This window comes from Duncaniella muris (assembly GCF_003024805.1).
Classification (GTDB): domain Bacteria; phylum Bacteroidota; class Bacteroidia; order Bacteroidales; family Muribaculaceae; genus Duncaniella; species Duncaniella muris.
This window is the reverse complement of sequence record NZ_PUEC01000013.1, coordinates 14229-33241: the sequence shown is the minus strand read 5'-3', so window position 1 is coordinate 33241 and position 19013 is coordinate 14229. Positions and strand designations below refer to the sequence as shown.

General features: G+C 55.7%; 15 protein-coding genes. 14 read left to right on the top strand and 1 reads right to left on the bottom strand.

The features are described from left to right. Nucleotides 1–10: 10 nt before the first annotated feature. The 8 genes from C5O23_RS06770 to C5O23_RS06735 all read left to right on the top strand — a co-directional run bounded on the left by C5O23_RS06770 (nucleotide 11) and on the right by C5O23_RS06735 (nucleotide 10032). Nucleotides 11–2335 carry a glycoside hydrolase family 3 N-terminal domain-containing protein gene (locus C5O23_RS06770; protein ID WP_107032194.1) on the top strand — a complete coding sequence of 775 codons (2325 nt, stop codon included), beginning with the start codon at nucleotides 11–13 and terminating at the stop codon, nucleotides 2333–2335. Between the two features lie 42 nt (nucleotides 2336–2377). After that, nucleotides 2378–2938, top strand: a complete 561-nt coding sequence (locus tag C5O23_RS06765) for a shikimate kinase (protein ID WP_107032193.1) — start codon at nucleotides 2378–2380, stop codon at nucleotides 2936–2938. A gap of 15 nt (nucleotides 2939–2953) precedes the next feature. Next, nucleotides 2954–4135, top strand: a complete 1182-nt coding sequence (locus C5O23_RS06760) for a Rossmann-fold NAD(P)-binding domain-containing protein (RefSeq protein WP_107032192.1) — start codon at nucleotides 2954–2956, stop codon at nucleotides 4133–4135. 23 nt (nucleotides 4136–4158) lie between these two features. After that, nucleotides 4159–4806 carry a ribonuclease H1 domain-containing protein gene (locus C5O23_RS06755; RefSeq protein WP_107032191.1) on the top strand — a complete coding sequence of 216 codons (648 nt, stop codon included), beginning with the start codon at nucleotides 4159–4161 and terminating at the stop codon, nucleotides 4804–4806. A gap of 168 nt (nucleotides 4807–4974) precedes the next feature. Beyond that, nucleotides 4975–6453, top strand: a complete 1479-nt coding sequence (locus C5O23_RS06750) for a TolC family protein (protein ID WP_107032190.1) — start codon at nucleotides 4975–4977, stop codon at nucleotides 6451–6453. Nucleotides 6454–6530: 77 nt separating this feature from the next. Then, complete coding sequence (locus C5O23_RS06745; RefSeq protein ID WP_170068193.1) at nucleotides 6531–7553, top strand: HlyD family secretion protein; 1023 nt, start codon at nucleotides 6531–6533, stop codon at nucleotides 7551–7553. A 25-nt stretch (nucleotides 7554–7578) separates the two neighbouring features. Further along, on the top strand, nucleotides 7579–8736 hold the full coding sequence (locus C5O23_RS06740) for an ABC transporter permease (RefSeq protein WP_107032189.1): 1158 nt from the start codon (nucleotides 7579–7581) through the stop codon (nucleotides 8734–8736). A gap of 87 nt (nucleotides 8737–8823) precedes the next feature. Continuing rightward, entirely contained in the window at nucleotides 8824–10032 is a 1209-nt protein-coding gene (locus tag C5O23_RS06735) for an ABC transporter permease (protein ID WP_107032188.1), read from the top strand. On the opposite strand, the gene C5O23_RS06730 is transcribed toward C5O23_RS06735, so the two are convergent. Continuing rightward, on the bottom strand, nucleotides 9970–11046 hold the full coding sequence (locus C5O23_RS06730; protein ID WP_161553568.1) for a DUF4421 domain-containing protein: 1077 nt from the start codon (nucleotides 11044–11046) through the stop codon (nucleotides 9970–9972). The genes C5O23_RS06735 and C5O23_RS06730 overlap by 63 nt on opposite strands. 299 nt (nucleotides 11047–11345) lie before the next feature. Between C5O23_RS06730 and rpsA the strand changes: the two genes are divergently transcribed. From rpsA to porM, 6 genes are all read left to right on the top strand, one after another. Further along, complete coding sequence (gene rpsA / locus C5O23_RS06725) at nucleotides 11346–13142, top strand: 30S ribosomal protein S1 (protein WP_107032186.1); 1797 nt, start codon at nucleotides 11346–11348, stop codon at nucleotides 13140–13142. An 83-nt stretch (nucleotides 13143–13225) separates the two neighbouring features. Then, entirely contained in the window at nucleotides 13226–13966 is a 741-nt protein-coding gene (porT, locus tag C5O23_RS06720) for a type IX secretion/gliding motility protein PorT/SprT (protein WP_240597724.1), read from the top strand. After that, complete coding sequence (locus C5O23_RS06715; protein WP_107032185.1) at nucleotides 13963–14991, top strand: PorP/SprF family type IX secretion system membrane protein; 1029 nt, start codon at nucleotides 13963–13965, stop codon at nucleotides 14989–14991. Before porT ends, C5O23_RS06715 begins: the two co-directional genes overlap by 4 nt. A 3-nt stretch (nucleotides 14992–14994) precedes the next feature. Next, complete coding sequence (gene porK / locus C5O23_RS06710) at nucleotides 14995–16434, top strand: T9SS ring complex lipoprotein PorK/GldK (protein ID WP_107032184.1); 1440 nt, start codon at nucleotides 14995–14997, stop codon at nucleotides 16432–16434. A 37-nt stretch (nucleotides 16435–16471) separates the two neighbouring features. Continuing rightward, the gene (gene porL / locus C5O23_RS06705) at nucleotides 16472–17344 is read left to right on the top strand and encodes a type IX secretion system motor protein PorL/GldL (protein WP_240597723.1); all 873 of its coding nucleotides are present in this window, start codon (nucleotides 16472–16474) and stop codon (nucleotides 17342–17344) included. 82 nt (nucleotides 17345–17426) lie between these two features. Then, complete coding sequence (porM, locus tag C5O23_RS06700; protein ID WP_107032183.1) at nucleotides 17427–18992, top strand: type IX secretion system motor protein PorM/GldM; 1566 nt, start codon at nucleotides 17427–17429, stop codon at nucleotides 18990–18992. Nucleotides 18993–19013: the final 21 nt, after the last annotated feature.

Sequence of the window (19013 nt, the reverse complement as noted above, 5' to 3'; positions counted from 1 at the left end):
ATAGACTCTCATGCTACGCAAATCACTCCTTCCCCTCCTGGCCCTGGCCCTTCCGGCTTTCGCCTACGAACCGATAACACTTCCGGTCATCCCCTCTGATCCGGCAATCGAGAAAAAAGTCAGCGAGACCCTCTCCCGAATGACTCTCGACGAGAAGATTGGCCAGATGACCCAGATACAGCTCGACATACTCGGCGAAAACGGTCCTGACGGTTTCCGCCTCGTCCCGGCCAAACTCGACACCATCTTCGGGGTCTACAAAGTCGGCTCCATCCTCAACGCTCCATATTCCTACTGCCTTGACGCGGAGACATGGAACGTGATCATACCTCAGATTCAGGAAGCCTCCATGAAATACATGGGCATCCCCTGCATCTACGGGCTCGACCAGAACCACGGAACCACATATACCAACGGTGGCACACTCTTCCCTCAGAACCTCAACGTGGCTGCCTCGTTCAACACCGAGATTGCCCGCAGAGCTGCGGAAATCACAGCCTACGAGACCCGCGCGAGCGACTGTCCCTGGACCTTCTCGCCCACTCTCGACCTGGCCCGCGACCCCCGCTGGCCGCGCTTCTGGGAAAACTACGGTGAAGATCCGCTGGTCAACGCCCTGATGGGCGCCGCTGCTGTCAGAGGTTTCCAGGGCGATGACCCGAACCACATCGACGGCAATCACATAGCGGTATCAGTCAAGCATTTCATGGGCTACGGAGTGCCATTCTCCGGCAAAGACCGCACACCGGCCCATATCTCACCGTCAGACCTACGTGAAAAGCATTTCGCCCCCTACCTTGAAGCCATCAAGAACGGAGCGCTGACCGTGATGGTAAACTCTTCGTCAATCAACGGCACTCCGGTCCACGCCGACTGGACTCTGCTGACCAAGTGGCTCAAAAACGACCTGCAGTGGGACGGCCTGATTGTCACCGACTGGGCCGACATCAACAATCTCTACACACGCGAGAAAGTGGCCCGCGACAAGAAAGATGCCATCCGCATAGCCATCAACGCAGGCATCGACATGGCGATGGAACCCTATAAGGTTGACTACTGCACCATTCTCCGCGAACTTGTGGAGGAAGGCAGCGTCAGCATGGAGCGCATCGACGATGCTGCCGCCCGCGCGCTGAGACTCAAATACCGTCTGGGGCTCTTCGACCATCCCAACACCACTCTCAAGGAGCATCCCGACCACGCTTCGAAAAAATTCCGCAAAGAAGCTCTTGAAAGCGCTGTCGAGACTATGGTCCTGCTCAAGAACGAAAACAGTCTCCTGCCGCTGAGTCAGGGCACACGCCTATTGGTGACAGGACCTACAGCCAACTCAATGCGCTCGCTCAACGGAGGCTGGTCATACACCTGGCAGGGCCATCTTACCGACAGCTATGCCAAAGATTACAACACAATCCTCGAAGCCCTCAGTGCCACCTTCGGAGCGGCAAATGTAAGCTATGTCCCGACTGTAAGCTTCAACAACGAGGGGCATTATGAAGACGAAACTGTCAGCGATTTCGCACCGGCGCTCAAGGCTGCCGAAAAGGCCGACGTGATCGTGGCATGCATCGGCGAAAACTCCTACTGCGAGACTCCCGGCAATCTGACCGACCTGCATCTCTCTGCCAACCAGCGCGAAATGGTCAAGGCCCTCGCCAAGACCGGCAAACCGATACTGCTCGTCATCAACGAAGGCCGTCCGCGCATACTGGCCGACATCGAACCACTGGCCCAGGCTGTGGTCGACGTGATAATCCCCGGCAACTTCGGCGGCGATGCCCTCGCCCTGCTCCTGAGCGGCAAGCGCAACTTCTCGGCCAAGCTCCCCTTCACCTATCCGCGTGAAATCAACTCGCTCGTCACCTATGACTACAAGGTCAGCGAGGAGGTAGGAAAGATGGAAGGTGTCTATGACTATGACGCCCGCGTCAACGTGCAGTGGCCTTTCGGCTATGGAAAAAGCTACACCACCTTCTCTTACTCAAACCTCCACGTAGACAAGCATCAGTTCGGCCCCTCTGACATGCTCACCGTCACAGTCGACATAACCAATACCGGATCAGTCGACGGCAAGGAAGCCGTGTTGCTCTACTCTTCTGACCACGTGGCATCCGTAGTGCCTGACAACAAGCGCCTGCGCGCCTTCGACAAACTCGCCCTCATGCCAGGCGAAACCCGTGCGGTACGCTTCACGATTCCAGCCTCCGACCTCGCGTTTGTCAACGCCCAGGGCCAGTGGGCTCTCGAAGCCGGTGACTTCACTCTGAGCGTTGGCCCGCTCAGCGCCACTGTGAGCTGCACCGAGAGCTACACCTGGACCACCCCGAACATCTGATCTCCCCTCCTGACACATTATATAGAAATATTATCTGACAAAATGAAGACCATTTTTCTCATCGGCTACATGGGCTGCGGCAAATCGACCCTCGGAAAGGCGCTCGCCCGACGCTGCGAACTTGATTTCATAGACCTCGACGATTACATCGAGGCCCGCGCCGGCAAGAAGATCCGCGAAATTTTCGCCGAGGAAGGCGAGGAAGCTTTCCGCGACATGGAACGCCGGATGCTGCGCGAAGTCAGTGCCGACGGCAAGCGTGATGTTGTGGTGGCCTGCGGAGGCGGCACTCCCTGCTTTGCCGGCAACATGGAACTGATGCAGTCAAAGGGTCTGACAGTGCTGCTCGCAGCCTCCGAGGAACGGCTGTTTGAAAGGCTCAAACGCGGACGCCACAAACGTCCGCTGATAGCGGCTCTCAGTGACAGCGAACTGGAGCACTTTGTCAGAAAGCAGCTGGCCGCCCGCATGCCTTTCTACAGCCGTGCGGCCGAGATCTTCGACAGCACCTGCCTCGAAGACGAAGACCAGATAGAAGAAAAATGCCGGGCCTTCATCAGCCGTTTCGGTCTGCGGCTGAAAGAAAACGGATCTCAGGACTGAACAAAGTACAAGCATATGCCACAGTTCACCCACACACCCCAGGAACAACCTCAGGAGACTCTGATTGACCGCCGGAGCCTCACCATAGGCCTGCCCGCCTGCCAAAGCTCCTCGGAACGGCGCTTCCCGCTGACACCTGAGGCCGCCGCCGAGCTGACAGAACGCGGTTTCCGCATAAAGATGGAAGCCGGAGCAACGGCGGCGATCAACTACACCGACAACCAGTATATGCGTGCCGGTGTCAGCGTAGGCACCCGCAGTGAGGCCTTAGGCTGCGACATCGTCATACACCTTGCCCCGCTTGAAGCTGCCGATGTGCGGAAAATGCGTCGCGGAACCATGCTCCTTACCCTGCTCAAGCCGCAGAACCAGCATACCGATGCCATAAAGGAACTTCTGAAGCGCCATATAATCGCCATAGCCCTCGACCTCATTGAAGACTCAGGCGGCTGCACTCCGTTTGCCGATATCCTTGCCGAAATCGACGGCCGGGCCTCGGTGGCTATGGCATCATCGCTGCTTGCCGACGCCACACGCGGAAAAGGGATACTGCTCGGTGGCGTGGCCGGAATCATACCCTGCGAAGTGCTTGTCATCGGGTCTGGCATCGCGGCCTGTGCGGCAGCACGGTCGGCAGTAGGGCTCGGCGCAACCGTCAGAATGTATGACAACGACGTCTACTCCCTGCGCCGCGCATCGCAGCAGCTCGGCCCGTGGGTGATAACCTCCACGCTGCATCCCCACACACTTGAAAACGCGCTTCGTGCGGCCGATGTGGTGGTGGCCACTCCCACCACAGAGCCTTTCAGCGCTGGATCAGAGCTTACCTCGGTGATGAAACGCGGCGTGCTTGCCTTTGACCTTTCCTCTGACAGCGGCAAGGCGTTCCCGGCTATGACACCCGTTGATCTCGCCGACGCATTGGCAGTAAGAGAATCGGCCTCTCTGCGTGAACGTATCTGCTTCGTACATGCAGGCTGCGCCGTTGCCCGCACAGCCGCAATGGCTCTCAGCAACACGCTGATCACCCTGATGAGCTCAATTGTCAGCTGCGAGGGAGTGAGCAATGCCCTTAAACTGCTGCCGGGCATGCAGAAAGCCACCTATACATTCTTCGGGCGCATTGTCAACCCACAGGTGGCCAAGGCTGCCGGGATGCGCAGTGTAGACATCAGCATTTATCTAACCCTTTCATAAGCTTCCTCCTCCACCTATATAATATGGCCCCACGCAAAAAATTCTATGTAGTCTGGAACGGCTTTGCCACCGGAGTCTTCGACTCCTGGGAAGAATGTCAGTTACAGGTCAAAGGTTATCCCGACGCGCGCTTCAAGAGCTTCGACTCGCAGGAAGCGGCTGTAGCAGCCTACCGCGGAGATCCGGCCGAACAGCTCGAACTTCTCAGCGCAATAGCCAAAGGCCCCTCCCATGAGCATGTCAACTATGAAGCCTTTCCGGAAATCCGCCTGGATGCTCTGGCAGTCGATGCCGCCTGCTCGCGCAATCCAGGTCCGGTGGAATATCAGGGCGTGTGGGTTCGCACCGGCGAGCGCATCTTCCATGCCGGACCGTTTGAAGGAGGCACCAACAACATCGGCGAGTATCTCGCGCTGGTCCACGGGCTTGCGCTTCTCACGCAGCAGGGACGACACAATGTGCCCATCTATACAGACTCGCGCACAGCCCGCTCATGGGTGCGCAACCGACAGCCTAAAACCAATCTGAAACCAACCGCCGCCAACGCACCTCTGTTCGAGATGATCAGACGCGCCACTCTGTGGCTTCAGACTCATGAGATCACCAATCCGATACTCACCTGGGACACTCCCGTCTGGGGAGAAATCCCCGCCGATTTCGGCCGAAAATAAAGCCAATCAAGGCCTGCGGCAAAACAGAATAGTTTTTCGCCAATTTGGGATAATTATCGTAAGAAAAAATTAAACATTTAATCTCCAAAAGAGGTTATATTTGCAGACCCGTTTCAGACACACATTTTACGGGCCAGGATCTCACGTTTTTCAACTAAGCTCCCAATCATGGCAAAACGCAGACTTTTAATCGCCTTGCTGGCACCTCTGGCGCTCGGCGCCGCCGCTGTCTCTCCCTCTGACATTCCTTCGGAAGGAAGCGTCATGAACCTTGAACAGTGCCGGCAGCTGGCATTGGCCAACAACAAGGATCTCCGTCGCTCGGCCCAGCAGATAAAGGTGGCCGGTTACGAGAAAGACCAGGCATTCGCCGCCTATCTGCCGTCACTTGACTTCGCCGGCGGCTATATGTACAATCAGAAAGGCATTTCCGTATTAGAATCAGACCAGCTTCTGCCCATCAAGTCATTCAACCCGGAGACCAAGGGCTATGAATTCGATTTCGTCAAAAACCCCATTGACGGAAAGCCGGTGATGGTCGACGGCAAACCCATCCCCTCACAGGTTGCCTATCTGCCTAAAGAAGCTTTGAGCTACGACCTCCACAACGTGTTTTTCGGAGCCGTCACCCTCACCCAGCCTATTTTCATGGGCGGAAAGATCGTGGCGATGAACAAGATAACCGGCTATGCCGAACAGCTTGCCACCGCCATGCACGACAATTCTGCGCAGGATGTCATCTATGCCGTCGATGCCGCCTACTGGCAGGTGGTCTCGCTGAAAGCAAAGCAGAAACTCGCTGTGAGCTATGTCAATCTGCTTGACACTCTCAGCCACAACGTCAGTCTGATGGTCAAAGAGGGCGTGGCCACCAAACGCGACCAGCTCACAGTAGATGTCAAACTCAACTCCGCCCAGATCGACCTGACGAAGGTTGACAACGGACTGGTGCTGTCGCGCATGGCCCTGGCCCAGGTGTGCGGTCTGCCTGTACACACTGTTTTCACTCTCGCTGACGAAGATGCCGAAACCATCAGCACAACCGCGCCTGTAGCCAAGAGCTACGACATGCAGCAGGTCTACGCCTCGCGCGACGACCTCCGCGCCCTTGAACTCGGAGTGAAAATCTACAAGGAAAAAGAAACCGTGGCCCGCGCCTCAATGATGCCAAATCTTGCACTGGTAGGAGCCTACTCGTTCTCGAACCCCAACATGTTTGACGGCTTTCAGAAAAAATTCAACGGCATGTTCTCTGTCGGAGCCATGCTGACCATTCCTATCTGGCACTGGGGAAGCAACTACAACAAGCTCCGTGCAGCCAAGGCTCAGACAGTGGCCGCCAACCTTCAGCTCGACAACGCCCGCGAGATGGTAGACCTGCAGGTCAACCAGGCCTCGTTCAAAGCCGATGAGGCATTCAAGACTTTCAGCATGACTGAATCCAATCTCGCCAAAGCCGATGAGAACCTGCGTTGCGCTCAACTCGGATTCCGCGACGGAGTGATGACCGTTGACAATGTCATGGAAGCCCAGACCGCATGGCTCAAGGCACACTCCGAGAATATCGACGCCCGCATCGACGTATATCTCTGCGATGTCTACCTCAACAAAGTGCTCGGACGGCTTGACGTTCAGGCCGCACAATAAGTGGCTGAAACCTCTGAATAAAGCCATCCGGAACTCAAGAATTCAAAATCAACATCATAACAAAACCACCTACAGTCATGTCAGACAAGCAGAACACATCCGCCGCCAATGCCCAGCGCAGCGAGAACCGTATCCTCATGACGGCTCTGGCCGTCATGGTAGTAATCTGTATCGTCCTTGCCATCATAGGATTCTGTTTTCTTAACAAACCATCGGAGATAATAGAGGGTCAGGCCGACGCCTCTTCGATCCGCATCTCCGGCAAACTTCCAGGACGTGTGGTCAGACTCTACGTCCATGAAGGAGACATTGTCCATGCCGGCGACACACTCGTCCACATCCACTCCTCACTTGCCGATGCCAAACTCATGCAGGCGGAAGGCATGGAAACCGTGGCCCGCACCCAGAATCAGAAAGTAGATGCCGGCACACGCAAGCAGATCATTCAGTCGGCCCGTGATCTTGCCGCACAGGCCGAGGCTGCTGTCACCATCACCCATAAAACCTACAACCGCATGGAAAATCTCTTCCGTGAAGGTGTGGTTTCAGAACAGAAGCGCGACGAGGCCAAAGCCGCCTATGACGCAGCCGTGGCCGCACACCGTGCCGCACAGAGCCAGGTGGATCTCGCCGTGACAGGCGCTCAGAAAGAAGACAAAGAGAGCGCGGCCGCGATGGTCAACGTGGCCAAAGGCGGAGTAGCCGAAGTGGAAAGTCTGCTGGAAGACCAGTATCTGCTGGCACCGTGCGACGGACAGATCGACCAGATCTACCCGGCAGAAAGCGAGCTCGTGTCGCTCGGAGCACCGATCATGAGTCTTCTGAAACTCAGCGACAAATGGGTCACATTCAATGTGCGTGAAGAACTCCTTAACGACATGCCTCTCGGCGGCGAAATCGAGGTCATGATCCCGGCCCTCGACAAGAAGACCGTGAAGGCCAGAATCTACTATGTCCGCGATCTCGGCAGCTATGCCACCTGGCAGGCCACAAAGGCCACCGGGCAGTGGGACAGCAAGACTTTCGAAGTCAAGGCCCATCCGCTCGACACCATAGCCCAGCTGCGCCCAGGCATGAGTGTGGTCTACTTCAAGAAATAATCCTCCCTTTTCAATCTGTTAAACGATGGTGCTTCTCGACATAATCAAACGCGAACTCCGGCGCCTGACCTCACGCAAAATCTATGTGGTCATGATGCTGGTGGTACCTCTTGCATGCTCGTTCTTCTTTCTGAACCTCATGCACGAAGGTCTGCCGCTGAAAGTGCCCGTAGGGATGGTAGATCTCGACCACTCCTCACTTTCGCGTCAGATAGGCCGTTCGCTCGATGCCTCGCCCCTTGTGGACATCAACTCCGATTTCGAAAGCTATCATGAGGCGATCAACGGGGTGAAAAGCGGGGAAATATACGGTTTTTTCCTCATCCCCTCTGACTTTCAGCAGAAAACGATAGCTGGAGAGAAGCCCACACTCTCGTTTTTCTCCAACATGACAATCTTCGTGCCCGGATCGCTCAGTTTCAAAGGATTCAAGACAATCGCCGTCACCACAGCCGGCGGCATTGTCAAGACTACTCTTGTCAGCGCCGGAGCCGACGAAAATCTGGCAGGCTCCCTGATTCAGCCTCTTGTCATCCGCACCCATCCGCTCAACAACCCCTGGACCAACTATTCGATCTACCTCTGCCAGTCGTTCATACCCTGCCTGCTGGCGCTGATAATACTGCTCGTGACAGTGTTCAGCATCTGCCAAGAGCACAAGACCGGCACTTCGGTTGAATGGCTTGAAGAGGCTCGCGGCCATATGGGCATAGCGCTGCTGGGCAAACTCCTTCCGCAGACGGTGATCTTCACCTCCGTCGGGATCGCCATCCAGGCGGTGATGTTCGGCTTCCTCGGATTCCCGCTCAACAACCATCCGGTCCACATGGTGCTGGCTATGCTGCTTCTGGTGACAGCCACCCAGGGATTCGCCGTGTTCATTACCGAGATGCTGCCAAACTTCCGCATCGCGCTCTCGATCGTATCACTGACCGGAATTCTGTGCTTTTCCGTGGCCGGCTTCTCGTTTCCGGTAGAAAAGATGTATGGCGGAATAGCAATATTCTCCTATATCGTCCCGATCCGCTACTACTTCCTGATCTACATCGACCAGGCCCTCAACGGAATCCCCATCTACTATTCGCGATTCTACTATGTGGCCCTGCTGCTGTTCACCCTCCTGCCTCTGATAGGGCTCAGACGGCTCCGCCGCCAATGCGAGCATCCGGTCTATATACCCTGACCTCCGCTCCGGGCCTCACTACTGATTCCTAAAGCACTCAATCCACCCCCTCCTACCTCCCTGACTGGTATATTCACTTCCGAGACTATGAACTGGTTTAAAAGCTTATTCCGCGTATGGCGCCGCGAGATCCGCCTGGTCTTCACCGACATCGGCGTCCTGCTCTTTTTCTTCGCACTGCCACTAGCCTACCCGATCGTCTACACCCTCATCTACAATCCTGAGGTTGTCAAGAAGATCGACACCGTTGTGGTTGACAACTGCCGCACAGCCGACAGCCGCGAGTTCGTGCGCAATCTCGGAGCAACCCAGGGGTTCAACATCATAGGCTATGCGTCAGACATGCAGGAGGCCAGACGCGCATGGATGGAAAAGAAATCCTACGGAGTGGTGGAGATTCCGGCCGACTTCTCCCGCAAGATAGGCCGCGGCGAGCAGGCCGTCTGCTCCTTCTATTCCGACATGTCACTGCTTCTGCGCTACCGCCAGTATCTGTTTTCGCTGACCGACCTGCAGATGCATGAAGTCACCGCCATCACCGCCCGGAGGCTTGCCGACGGCGGCCTTCTGACGAGCACCGTTGGCGGACTCCCGGTCAACACCCAGGCCAACTTCCTCGGCGACGTCTCTCAGGGCTTCGCATCGTTTGTCATGCCGGGAATTGTAGTTCTCATTCTCCAGCAGAGCCTTCTGTTAGGCATCACCATGATAGCCGGCACCGCAGCTGACCGCCGCCGCAAAAACAAAGGCTATGACCCGCTCGACTATGAGACCGGGACACTCGCCACCGTCCTTGGCAAGTCGCTGTGCTATCTCATGATCTATCTTCCACTGAGCTACTACATACTCGAACTCATTCCCTGGATGTTCTCCCTGCCCCACATAGGCCGTTTCATGGACTTCATGCCTCTGATCTTCGTGATGCTTCTGGCCACCAGCTTCCTCGGCCAGACACTCCAGGTCTTTGTCCGCGAGCGCGAGTCATCACTGCTTGTCATAGTGTTCACATCTGTGGTATTCCTCTTCCTCTCAGGTCTGACATGGCCACGCTACGCTTTCAGCCCCTTCTGGAAAATGATCTCTGATCTCGTGCCGGCCACATGGGGCATGGAAGGATTCATCCGCATCAACAGCAACGGATCGACTCTCGCCGATGTCAGCCACTATTACATGGGACTGTGGGCTCTGACCGGACTCTACTTCATAAGCGCCGTGGTGCTACGCCACTTCACCTCAAAAGCGCATGCCGACTGTCAGCGTCAGGGAAGAGAATGTGCTGAAGTGAGTGAAATTTGAGTTGTAATACAGTGAGCCCGTTGACCGCAGCTGAGCCGAAGCGAAAAGCTTGCGGTGGTTGTAGACACAGCTCAGACAAGCCTTGTAGTTATTGGCCAGCAGGTTGCGGCTTGCGTCAGTAGCGTCCTCATATGTACGCTTGTAGCCCAGCGCGCCCATCAGAGTCATGTTCAGAAGCCATCGCCTCGGCTTGAGCACCCAGTTGCGGGCATAGCCGCCAAGCACCGCTATGTCGCGGTGATGAAACTTGAAATATGGCTGCTCAAGCGGCAAAGCATCACGCATATCCTCAGGCAGCCCTGAAAAATCAAGATTTGAATCCATCTCGGCGAGATTCAGACCAACGATAGCCGTGCCGGCCGTGCGCAGCTGATATTTCGAAAAACTGTAGGCCGCGGCATGTGAATACCGGCTGTGGTTGAAGAAATAATAAGCGTCGATATTCGTGTTCTTGATGCTCACGCCGTCAAAATCATATCTGAAATCCTTCCCGTCGTTATAGTCTCCGAGACTGGTCAGGATCATGCCGCCTTCTGACGAGACTGAACTGTAGTTGATCGAGAAACGCGAGCAGGTGAAGTCGAAATTAAACGTGTGGCGCTTGGTGTCATGATCGAAAAGCTTGTCCATGTTCCACATATAGCCCACGCTGACAGCCATGAAACTGATATAGGCACCCGCATCGGAATAGAGGTTCGAGTGCATGGACAGCAGCGAGTTTTTCGGAAACAGCATGGTCTGCGTCTCGGCCCAGCCGTAGGCCTTGCCCTGGAGCTTCCAGTTCGTGCCCGTACCGACCACATATCTCTCGTCATAGGAATTGAAAGTGCGGTCACCCCAGTTGTAGATATCAAGGATCACACGCGGGAAAGCAGGATAATATATAGTGGAGTCATGTATCTGGAAACGGTTATCGATCAGCTGTCCGATCCAGCGCGTCTGGCTCTTGCTGCCGGATACGGAATCAGCCGGCATTTCCAACGCCGACATTCCCAAGGGCGCTGCAAGTGTCATGACCGCCAGCAATATATGCCTTACTCTTATCCACATAACCTGTTTGAGACCTAAATTGAATGCAAAATTACGCAATTTTCCTGCAATTTCCTTGCGATTCAGGAGTCATTGTCGTAAATTTACCAATAGTATATCCCTCCTACTATATCCCTTCATACAAATCTAACCGATCAGTGAAAATTTCAAAATTTCATTGTAAATCATTGTGGATTGGAATTTTATTACTACCTTTGCAGCGCCTTGACCTCCAGTGGGTCCGGGCAGAGTAATTAACCATATTTATTAACCCAATTAGTTTAATGTCTAACGAATTAAAAAACTCCCCTATCGAAGATTTCGATTGGGAAGCCTATGCCAACGGTGAGACCAAGGGTGACAAGACCCGTGAAGAACTCACCAAAACCTATGATGAATCGCTCAACACCGTGCGTGACAAGGACGTAATCGAAGGTACCATCATCTCGCTCAACAAGCGCGAAGCAGTGGTTAACATCGGCTACAAGAGCGATGGCATCATCCCCATGAGCGAATTCCGCTACAACCCCGACATCAAGGTGGGCGACACCGTTGAAGTCTTCATCGAAAACCAGGAAGACAAAAAAGGCCAGCTCATCCTTTCTCACCGCAAAGCCCGCGCAGCCCGCTCATGGGACCGCATCAACGAGGCTCTGGAGAAAGACGAAGTCATCAAGGGCTACATCAAATGCCGTACCAAAGGCGGCATGATCGTCGACGTATTCGGCATCGAGGCCTTCCTCCCCGGATCACAGATCGACGTGAAACCCATCCGCGACTACGACATCTTCGTAGGCAAAACTATGGAGTTCAAGGTCGTGAAGATCAACCAAGAATTCAAGAACGTCGTTGTCAGCCACAAGGCACTCATCGAAGCCGAACTCGAACAGCAGAAGCGCGAAATCATCGCCAAGCTCGAAAAGGGTCAGGTGCTCGAAGGTTCTGTCAAGAACATCACTTCTTACGGTGTATTCATCGACCTTGGCGGCGTAGACGGCCTCATCCACATCACTGACCTCTCCTGGGGCCGCGTAAGCCACCCCGAAGAAGTGGTTCAGCTCGACCAGAAGCTCAATGTCGTTATTCTCGACTTCGACGATGAGAAGAAGCGTATCGCCCTCGGTCTCAAGCAGCTCCAGCCCCATCCCTGGGACGCCCTCGACGCAAACCTCAAGGTTGGCGACAAAGTCAAGGGCCGCGTAGTTGTCATGGCTGACTATGGTGCATTCGTTGAAATCGCACCCGGCGTAGAAGGCCTCATCCACGTAAGCGAAATGTCTTGGAGCCAGCACCTCCGCTCAGCTCAGGACTTCCTCAAGGTTGGTGACGAAGTTGAAGCTGTCATCCTCACCCTCGACCGCGAAGACCGCAAGATGTCACTCGGCCTCAAGCAGCTCAAGAACGATCCCTGGGAAAACATCGAAACCAAATACCCCGTCGGAAGCAAACACACTGCAAAAGTGCGCAACTTCACTAACTTCGGCGTATTCGTTGAAATCGAAGAAGGCGTTGACGGTCTCATCCACATCAGCGACCTCTCCTGGACCAAGAAAGTCAAGCACCCCAGCGAATTCACTCAGATCGGTGCCGACATCGAAGTGCAGGTTCTCGAAATCGACAAAGACAACCGTCGTCTTTCTCTCGGCCACAAGCAGCTCGAAGAAAACCCCTGGGATGTATTTGAAACCGTATTCACCGTTGGTTCTATCCACGAAGGAACCATCATCGAAATGGTTGAAAAAGGCGCTGTCATCGCCCTCCCCTACGGCGTTGAAGGCTTCGCTACTCCCAAGCACCTCGTCAAGGAAGACGGCTCGAAGGCCCAGGTTGACGAAAAGCTCAACTTCAAGGTGATCGAATTCAACAAGGACAGCAAGCGCATCATCCTTTCTCACAGCCGCATCTTCGAAGATGAGCAGAAGGGCGAACGCGCTGAAGCCCCCAAGAAGCCCGCTGCCGCACGTCGTGGCGCTGGCCGTCGCGAAGAAGCAGCTCCCGCGCTGACCACTCCGCTTGAAAAGACCACCCTCGGTGACCTCGAAGCTCTCGCTGAACTCAAGCAGAAATTCGCAGGCAAGTAATAAGCCTCAGTCCATGCGGCTGAACGCCTCTGGCGCTTAAGCCTGCCGACACAATATTTAAGAGCGATGATTCGTTATAACAAATGATGAATCATCGCTTTTTCATATCCCTGCGTCTGCTCGTCATCCTGCTTGCCTCAATAGCCGGATGGCAGACCACAGCATCAGCCCAGAACCTCAACGACAAGCTGATGAACCGCCCCTATGCCGACCTGCGAAGATGGCATCTGGGCTTCTCAGTAGGCCTCCACACTCAGGACCTGACTTTCACCCACAACGGATTCGTCACCGAAAACGGCGAATCGTGGTTTGTAGACCAGCCCGGTTTCCAGCCCGGTTTCTGCGTCAACGGCCTGATAGACTTCAGGCTCGGAACCTACTTCAGCCTCCGCTTCACGCCCGGAATGTATTTCGGCAACCGCGACGTCACCATGCGCGAATACAACAGCGGCACACAGCTGCGCCAGAACATCAAGTCAGCCTTCCTCGTATTCCCCTTCGACCTTAAATTTGCCGGACAGCGCTACCGCAACTCACGCCCCTATGTAACGGCAGGCGTAATGCCCACAGTCAACCTCGTGCGCAAATCCGGCGACTATCTGCGCACCAACAGCGCCGACTTCTATCTTACCTGCGGCTTCGGCTGTGACTTCTATCTGCCCTACTTCAAGCTCAATCCGGAAATCAAATTCTGTTTCGGCCTGTCAGACGTCCTTGACCACAAACGCACCGACATAGCCGAAGAGCCTGAGAAGTTCAAAATCACACAATCGCTCAAAAAGGCCGTCTCACGCATGGTCGTCCTAACCTTCTACTTCGAATGACACAGCCGCTCCGCATACTTTCAAAAATCACCTTTGCCATAATCCTCGCCCTCGCCGCCGGCATCCCGGCCGCAAGAGCACAAGGCGATGCCATGCTCACGCAATACTGGGCACTCCCCACCTATTATAATCCGGGAGCCGCCGGCGACACCGACAACCTGCGCCTGCGCGGCGGCGGCCGTCTCCAGTGGGTCGGCATCGACAATGCTCCCAAAACCTTCGTCCTGGCCGCCGACATGCCATTCAAACTCTTTGACAAGCGCTTCGGAGCCGGACTCGTGGCCCAGCAGGAATCAATGGGCCTTTTCAGAAACCTCACCGTCAACGCCCAGATAGGCTACAAGGTAAAGATCCTCAAAGGCGAGCTGACAGGATCACTCCAGATAGGCTTCCTCAACGAACAGTTCAGAGGATCGGAAGTCTACATACCCTCTGACGACGACTACCACCAGCCAGACGACGACGCCATCCCCAACCGCGACGTGGCAGGCAACGCCCTCGACCTTGGCGTGGGCCTCTTCTACACCCACCGCCGCTTCTGGGCCGGAGTATCGCTCCTCCACGCCAACAACCCAACCGTCACCTTCACCTCCGACGGCCAGTCGGCATCAGGCTCCACATCGGCCCCTTCAGGCGACGGACTTGCTAAAAAATATCAATTCACCGCAAAGCGTACAGCTTATTTCATGGCCGGCAGCAATATTCCGGTGAAAAACACGTTATTTGAAGTGATACCATCGCTTTTAGTCCGAAGCGACTTCAGCATCACAGACTTCGAAGTCACCGGACGCCTGCGTTACAACAAACTCTTCACCGCAGGCATCGGTTACCGTCACAAAGATGCCGTCTCCGTAATGCTTGGAGCCGAAATCAAAGGCATCTTCATCGGCTACAGCTATGACTATCACACCTCCGATATCTCCAGAGCCTCCTCCGGAAGCCACGAGATAGTGGCAGGCTACAACCTTAAACTCGATTTCTCCGAGAAAAACCGCAACAAACACAAGAGCATCCGCATAATGTAACCTATGAAAAAAATAATCCACCTCATCATAGTCATCACACTGCTTTCGGGCGCCGCATCGTGTGCCACCGGAAGCCGTAGCGCCACCGGCGGTGAAGTCACCGGCGTAGGCGGATCGTCATGGGCCGAACCCATACCCTACGGCATGGTCCTCGTCTCCCGTGGATCAGTCAAGATGGGCCCCGCCAAAGACGACTCCCTGTGGAACATCCGCGCTAACTCGCGAGGAGTGTCTGTTGACGCCTTCTGGATGGACGAGACCGAGATCACAAACTCGAAATACAAACAGTTTGTCTTCTGGGTGCGCGACTCCATAATCCGCGAGCGCCTTGCCGATCCGGCCTTCGGCGGCAATGAAGAATTCAAGATCGAGGAAGACCGCGAAGGCAACCCCGTCACCCCACATCTCAACTGGTCAAAACCGATCCCCTGGCGCAATGCCAACGAAGACGAGCAGCGGGCCATCGAAAGCCTCTACCGAACCAACCCGATCACCGGTGCACGCGAACTCGACCCCGAACAGCTCAACTACCGCTATGAGATCTACAACCACACCGAAGCCGCCCGCCGCAAACACCGTCTCAACCCCGCGCGCCGCGAATACAACACCGATCGCCCCGTCCCCACAGCCACTCCTCTCATCTCGAAAGACACCGCCTGGATCAGCGACGAAGGCGAGATCATCCGTCAGACCATCTCACGCGGACTGACCGGCGACTTTGACTTTGTCAACACATATATAGTAAATGTGTACCCCGATACAACAGCCTGGATCAACGACTTCGACAACGCCTACAACGAACCCTACGTCCGCCTCTACTTCTCCCACGGCGGCTACAACGAATATCCCGTGGTAGGTGTCAGCTGGGAACAGGCCACAGCCTTCGCCAACTGGCGCACAGACTTCCTCCGCCGCTCGCTCGGACGCGAAGGCGTCTACATCGAGCCCTACCGCCTACCGACTGAAGCTGAATGGGAATATGCCGCCCGCGCAGGAAAGAGCGAGAACATGTATCCCTGGGACGGCGACCTGCCCATGACAGAAGACCAGGGTTGCTTCTACGCCAACTTCAAGCCTCAGGAAGGCAACTTCGTGCAGGACGGACACCTGATCACCTCGCGCGTAGGCACCTACTCGCCTAATGACTTCGGCCTCTATGACATGGCCGGCAACGTCAGCGAATGGACCTCGACGGCCTACACCGAGAGCATCGACAAGCTCACAAGCGACCTCAACCCCGAATACCGCTATAATGCAGCTCTTGAGGACCCCTACAAAATGAAGCGCAAGATTGTACGCGGCGGTTCATGGAAAGATGTGGCCCACAACGTCCGCTCCGACCTGCGCATGTGGGAATACCAGAACGAACAGCGCTCCTACATAGGCTTCCGCTGCGTCCGCACCCAGATAGGCTTTGCCAAAGGCACAAAAGCCAAGAAATAAAAAAGCTCAACCCTCAACCTTAAAACATCCATCAGCCGTGACAAAAGAAAAGTTACAGACAAAGATAGAAACCATCATGCGGTGGGAAGGCGGACAGCGCCTTTTCAACTTCGCTTACAGCATAGGCGCCGCCATCGTGATCTGGGGTGCGCTCTTCAAGATCCTGCACCTCCCCGGCGGCAACACCCTCCTGTGCATCGGCATGGGCACGGAAGTCATCATGTTCATCCTGACAGCCTTTGACCGCCCGCCGAAAGAATATCACTGGGAAGACGTGTTCCCCGAACTCGATGGCGGCGAAAGCCGCGAGCTTCCGCTGCGCGCTCCCGCCGCCGAACGCCAGGCCGCCACAGAAGAGATCGCCGCTACCGAGACCTCCCGTCCCGCTCCCGTAGCAGCTCCGGTGGCCGAAAGCGCCGACCTCTCGGAACTCACGGCAGCCACACAGAACTATCTCGCTCAGATGAACGCCATTTCCGAGCAGATGGAGCTCCTGCGTTCCACAACCGAAGCCCTCAACTCGGTGTCAGCCGTCCTGCTTGACAGCTACCGCGCAATCACCGAAAACTCAGCCTCCGTGACCGAAAACTCACGCAGCTACATCGAGCGCATGGCCGATCTCAACCGCAATCTCGGCGGACTGAACACCATCTACGAGATCCAGCTGAAAAGCGTCTCCACCCAGCTCGAATCGATTGACCGCGTCAACCGCGGCATCAAGGACATCCGCGACATGTATGAAAAAAGCGCCGCCCAGAGCGCCCGCTACTGCGAGGAAACCGAAAAAATGGCCCGCAACATGCAGCAGCTCAACTCGGTCTATGAAAAGATGCTCCACGCCATGACCGTCAACATGTATCGCCCGATGATGAATGACATCCCCGGCGCACAGTCATCAGGCACCGTCTGATCCACGTCACCCGCACGTCACACCATCCGCCCAGCCGTTCCACCACACTCCACCACAGTCCAACCCCCATCAAACACCATAAATGGCAGAATCAGTAGTCAGGCTCTCACCAAGGCAGAAGATGATAAACCTCATGTATATCGTCCTCACAGCCATGCTCGCCCTCAACGTCTCCAGCGATGTCCTTGACGGCTTCGTGCAGGTCGAGGACGGCCTCGCTCGCACCAACTCCACCGTGGGCCGACGCAACGACGCCGTCTACTCCTCGCTCGAATCGTTCACAGCCCAGAATCCCGAAAAAGGAACACCCTGGCTCGAAAAGGCCTCACAGATACGCCGGCACTCGGCCTGCCTCTACGCTACGATCGACTCCCTCAAGCTCGCAATTGTCCGCGAGGCCGACGGCGCTGACGGAAACCTACAGGAAATAAACCGTCGCGACGATCTTGAAGCCGCCGCAGTGGTCATGCTCAGCCCCTCGGCAAACGGAGGCCGCCGCCTGCGCGAGGCAATTGACGCCTACCGCAGCCATGTGACATCGCTCGTCAGCGACTCGGTCAAACGGGCAAGCATCAACGAAGCCCTGTCCACCGATCCCTTCCGCCGTCCGGGCACCGTCAGCCCGCAGAAGTGGGAAGAAGCCAAATTCGAGAACCAGCCGGTGGTAGCCGCCATCACTCTTCTGACAAAACTCCAGAATGACGTGAGATATGCCGAAGGCGAAGCCCTCGCTAACCTCCTCGCGGCTGTCGACGCAGGCGATGTCCGAGTCAACGAGATCAACGCATTCGTCATCCCGCAGTCACGCATGGTAATGCGCGGAGGCAAATACTCAGCCAATATAGTCCTCGCCGCTGTCGACACCACAGCGCGCCCCGAAATCTTCATCGGAGGCAAAAAACTCGCCGACGAACACGGCCTCTACGAATTCGTGACCTCCTCCACCGGCACCTTTGACTACAGCGGCTACCTTGAAGTCAGCCACGGCGACGGCACCTCTACCCGTCATCCATTCTCTTCAAGCTACACCGTCATGGAACCGACGGCAACCGTCTCGGCGACCATGATGAACGTGCTCTATGCCGGAATCGACAATCCGGTCAGCATCTCAGTGCCCGGAGTGCCCATGAATGCCGTAAGCGCCACAATGACCAACGGCACCCTCACCCGCAAGGGCGACGCCTGGGTGGCCCGCCCCTCGAAGATCGGCGAAAACTCCACCGTGACAGTCACCGCCACAATCGACGGCCGGCAGCAGACGGTCTCATCGACTTCATTCCGTGTGCGCAAACTCCCTGATCCGACAGCATTCATCTCCTACACCGCGCCAAACGGCACCAAGGAGCGCTACAAAGGCGGATCTGGCTTCTCAAAGACACTCCTGACCTCCGCTCCGGGCATCGAAGCCGCCATTGACGATGACATGCTTAACATCGGCTTCACCGTTCTCGGCTTCGAAACCGTGTTCTTCGACCAGATGGGCAACGCCATCCCAGAAGTCTCGCAGGGAGCCTCGTTCTCACAGCGCCAGAAAGACCAGTTCCGCCGTCTTTCACGCGGAAAGCGCTTCTACATCTCCCGCATTCGCGCCAAAGGTCCTGACGGCATCGAGCGCACACTCAATCCCGTCGAAGTCATAGTAAACTAATCACCCCTCTTGCATATACAA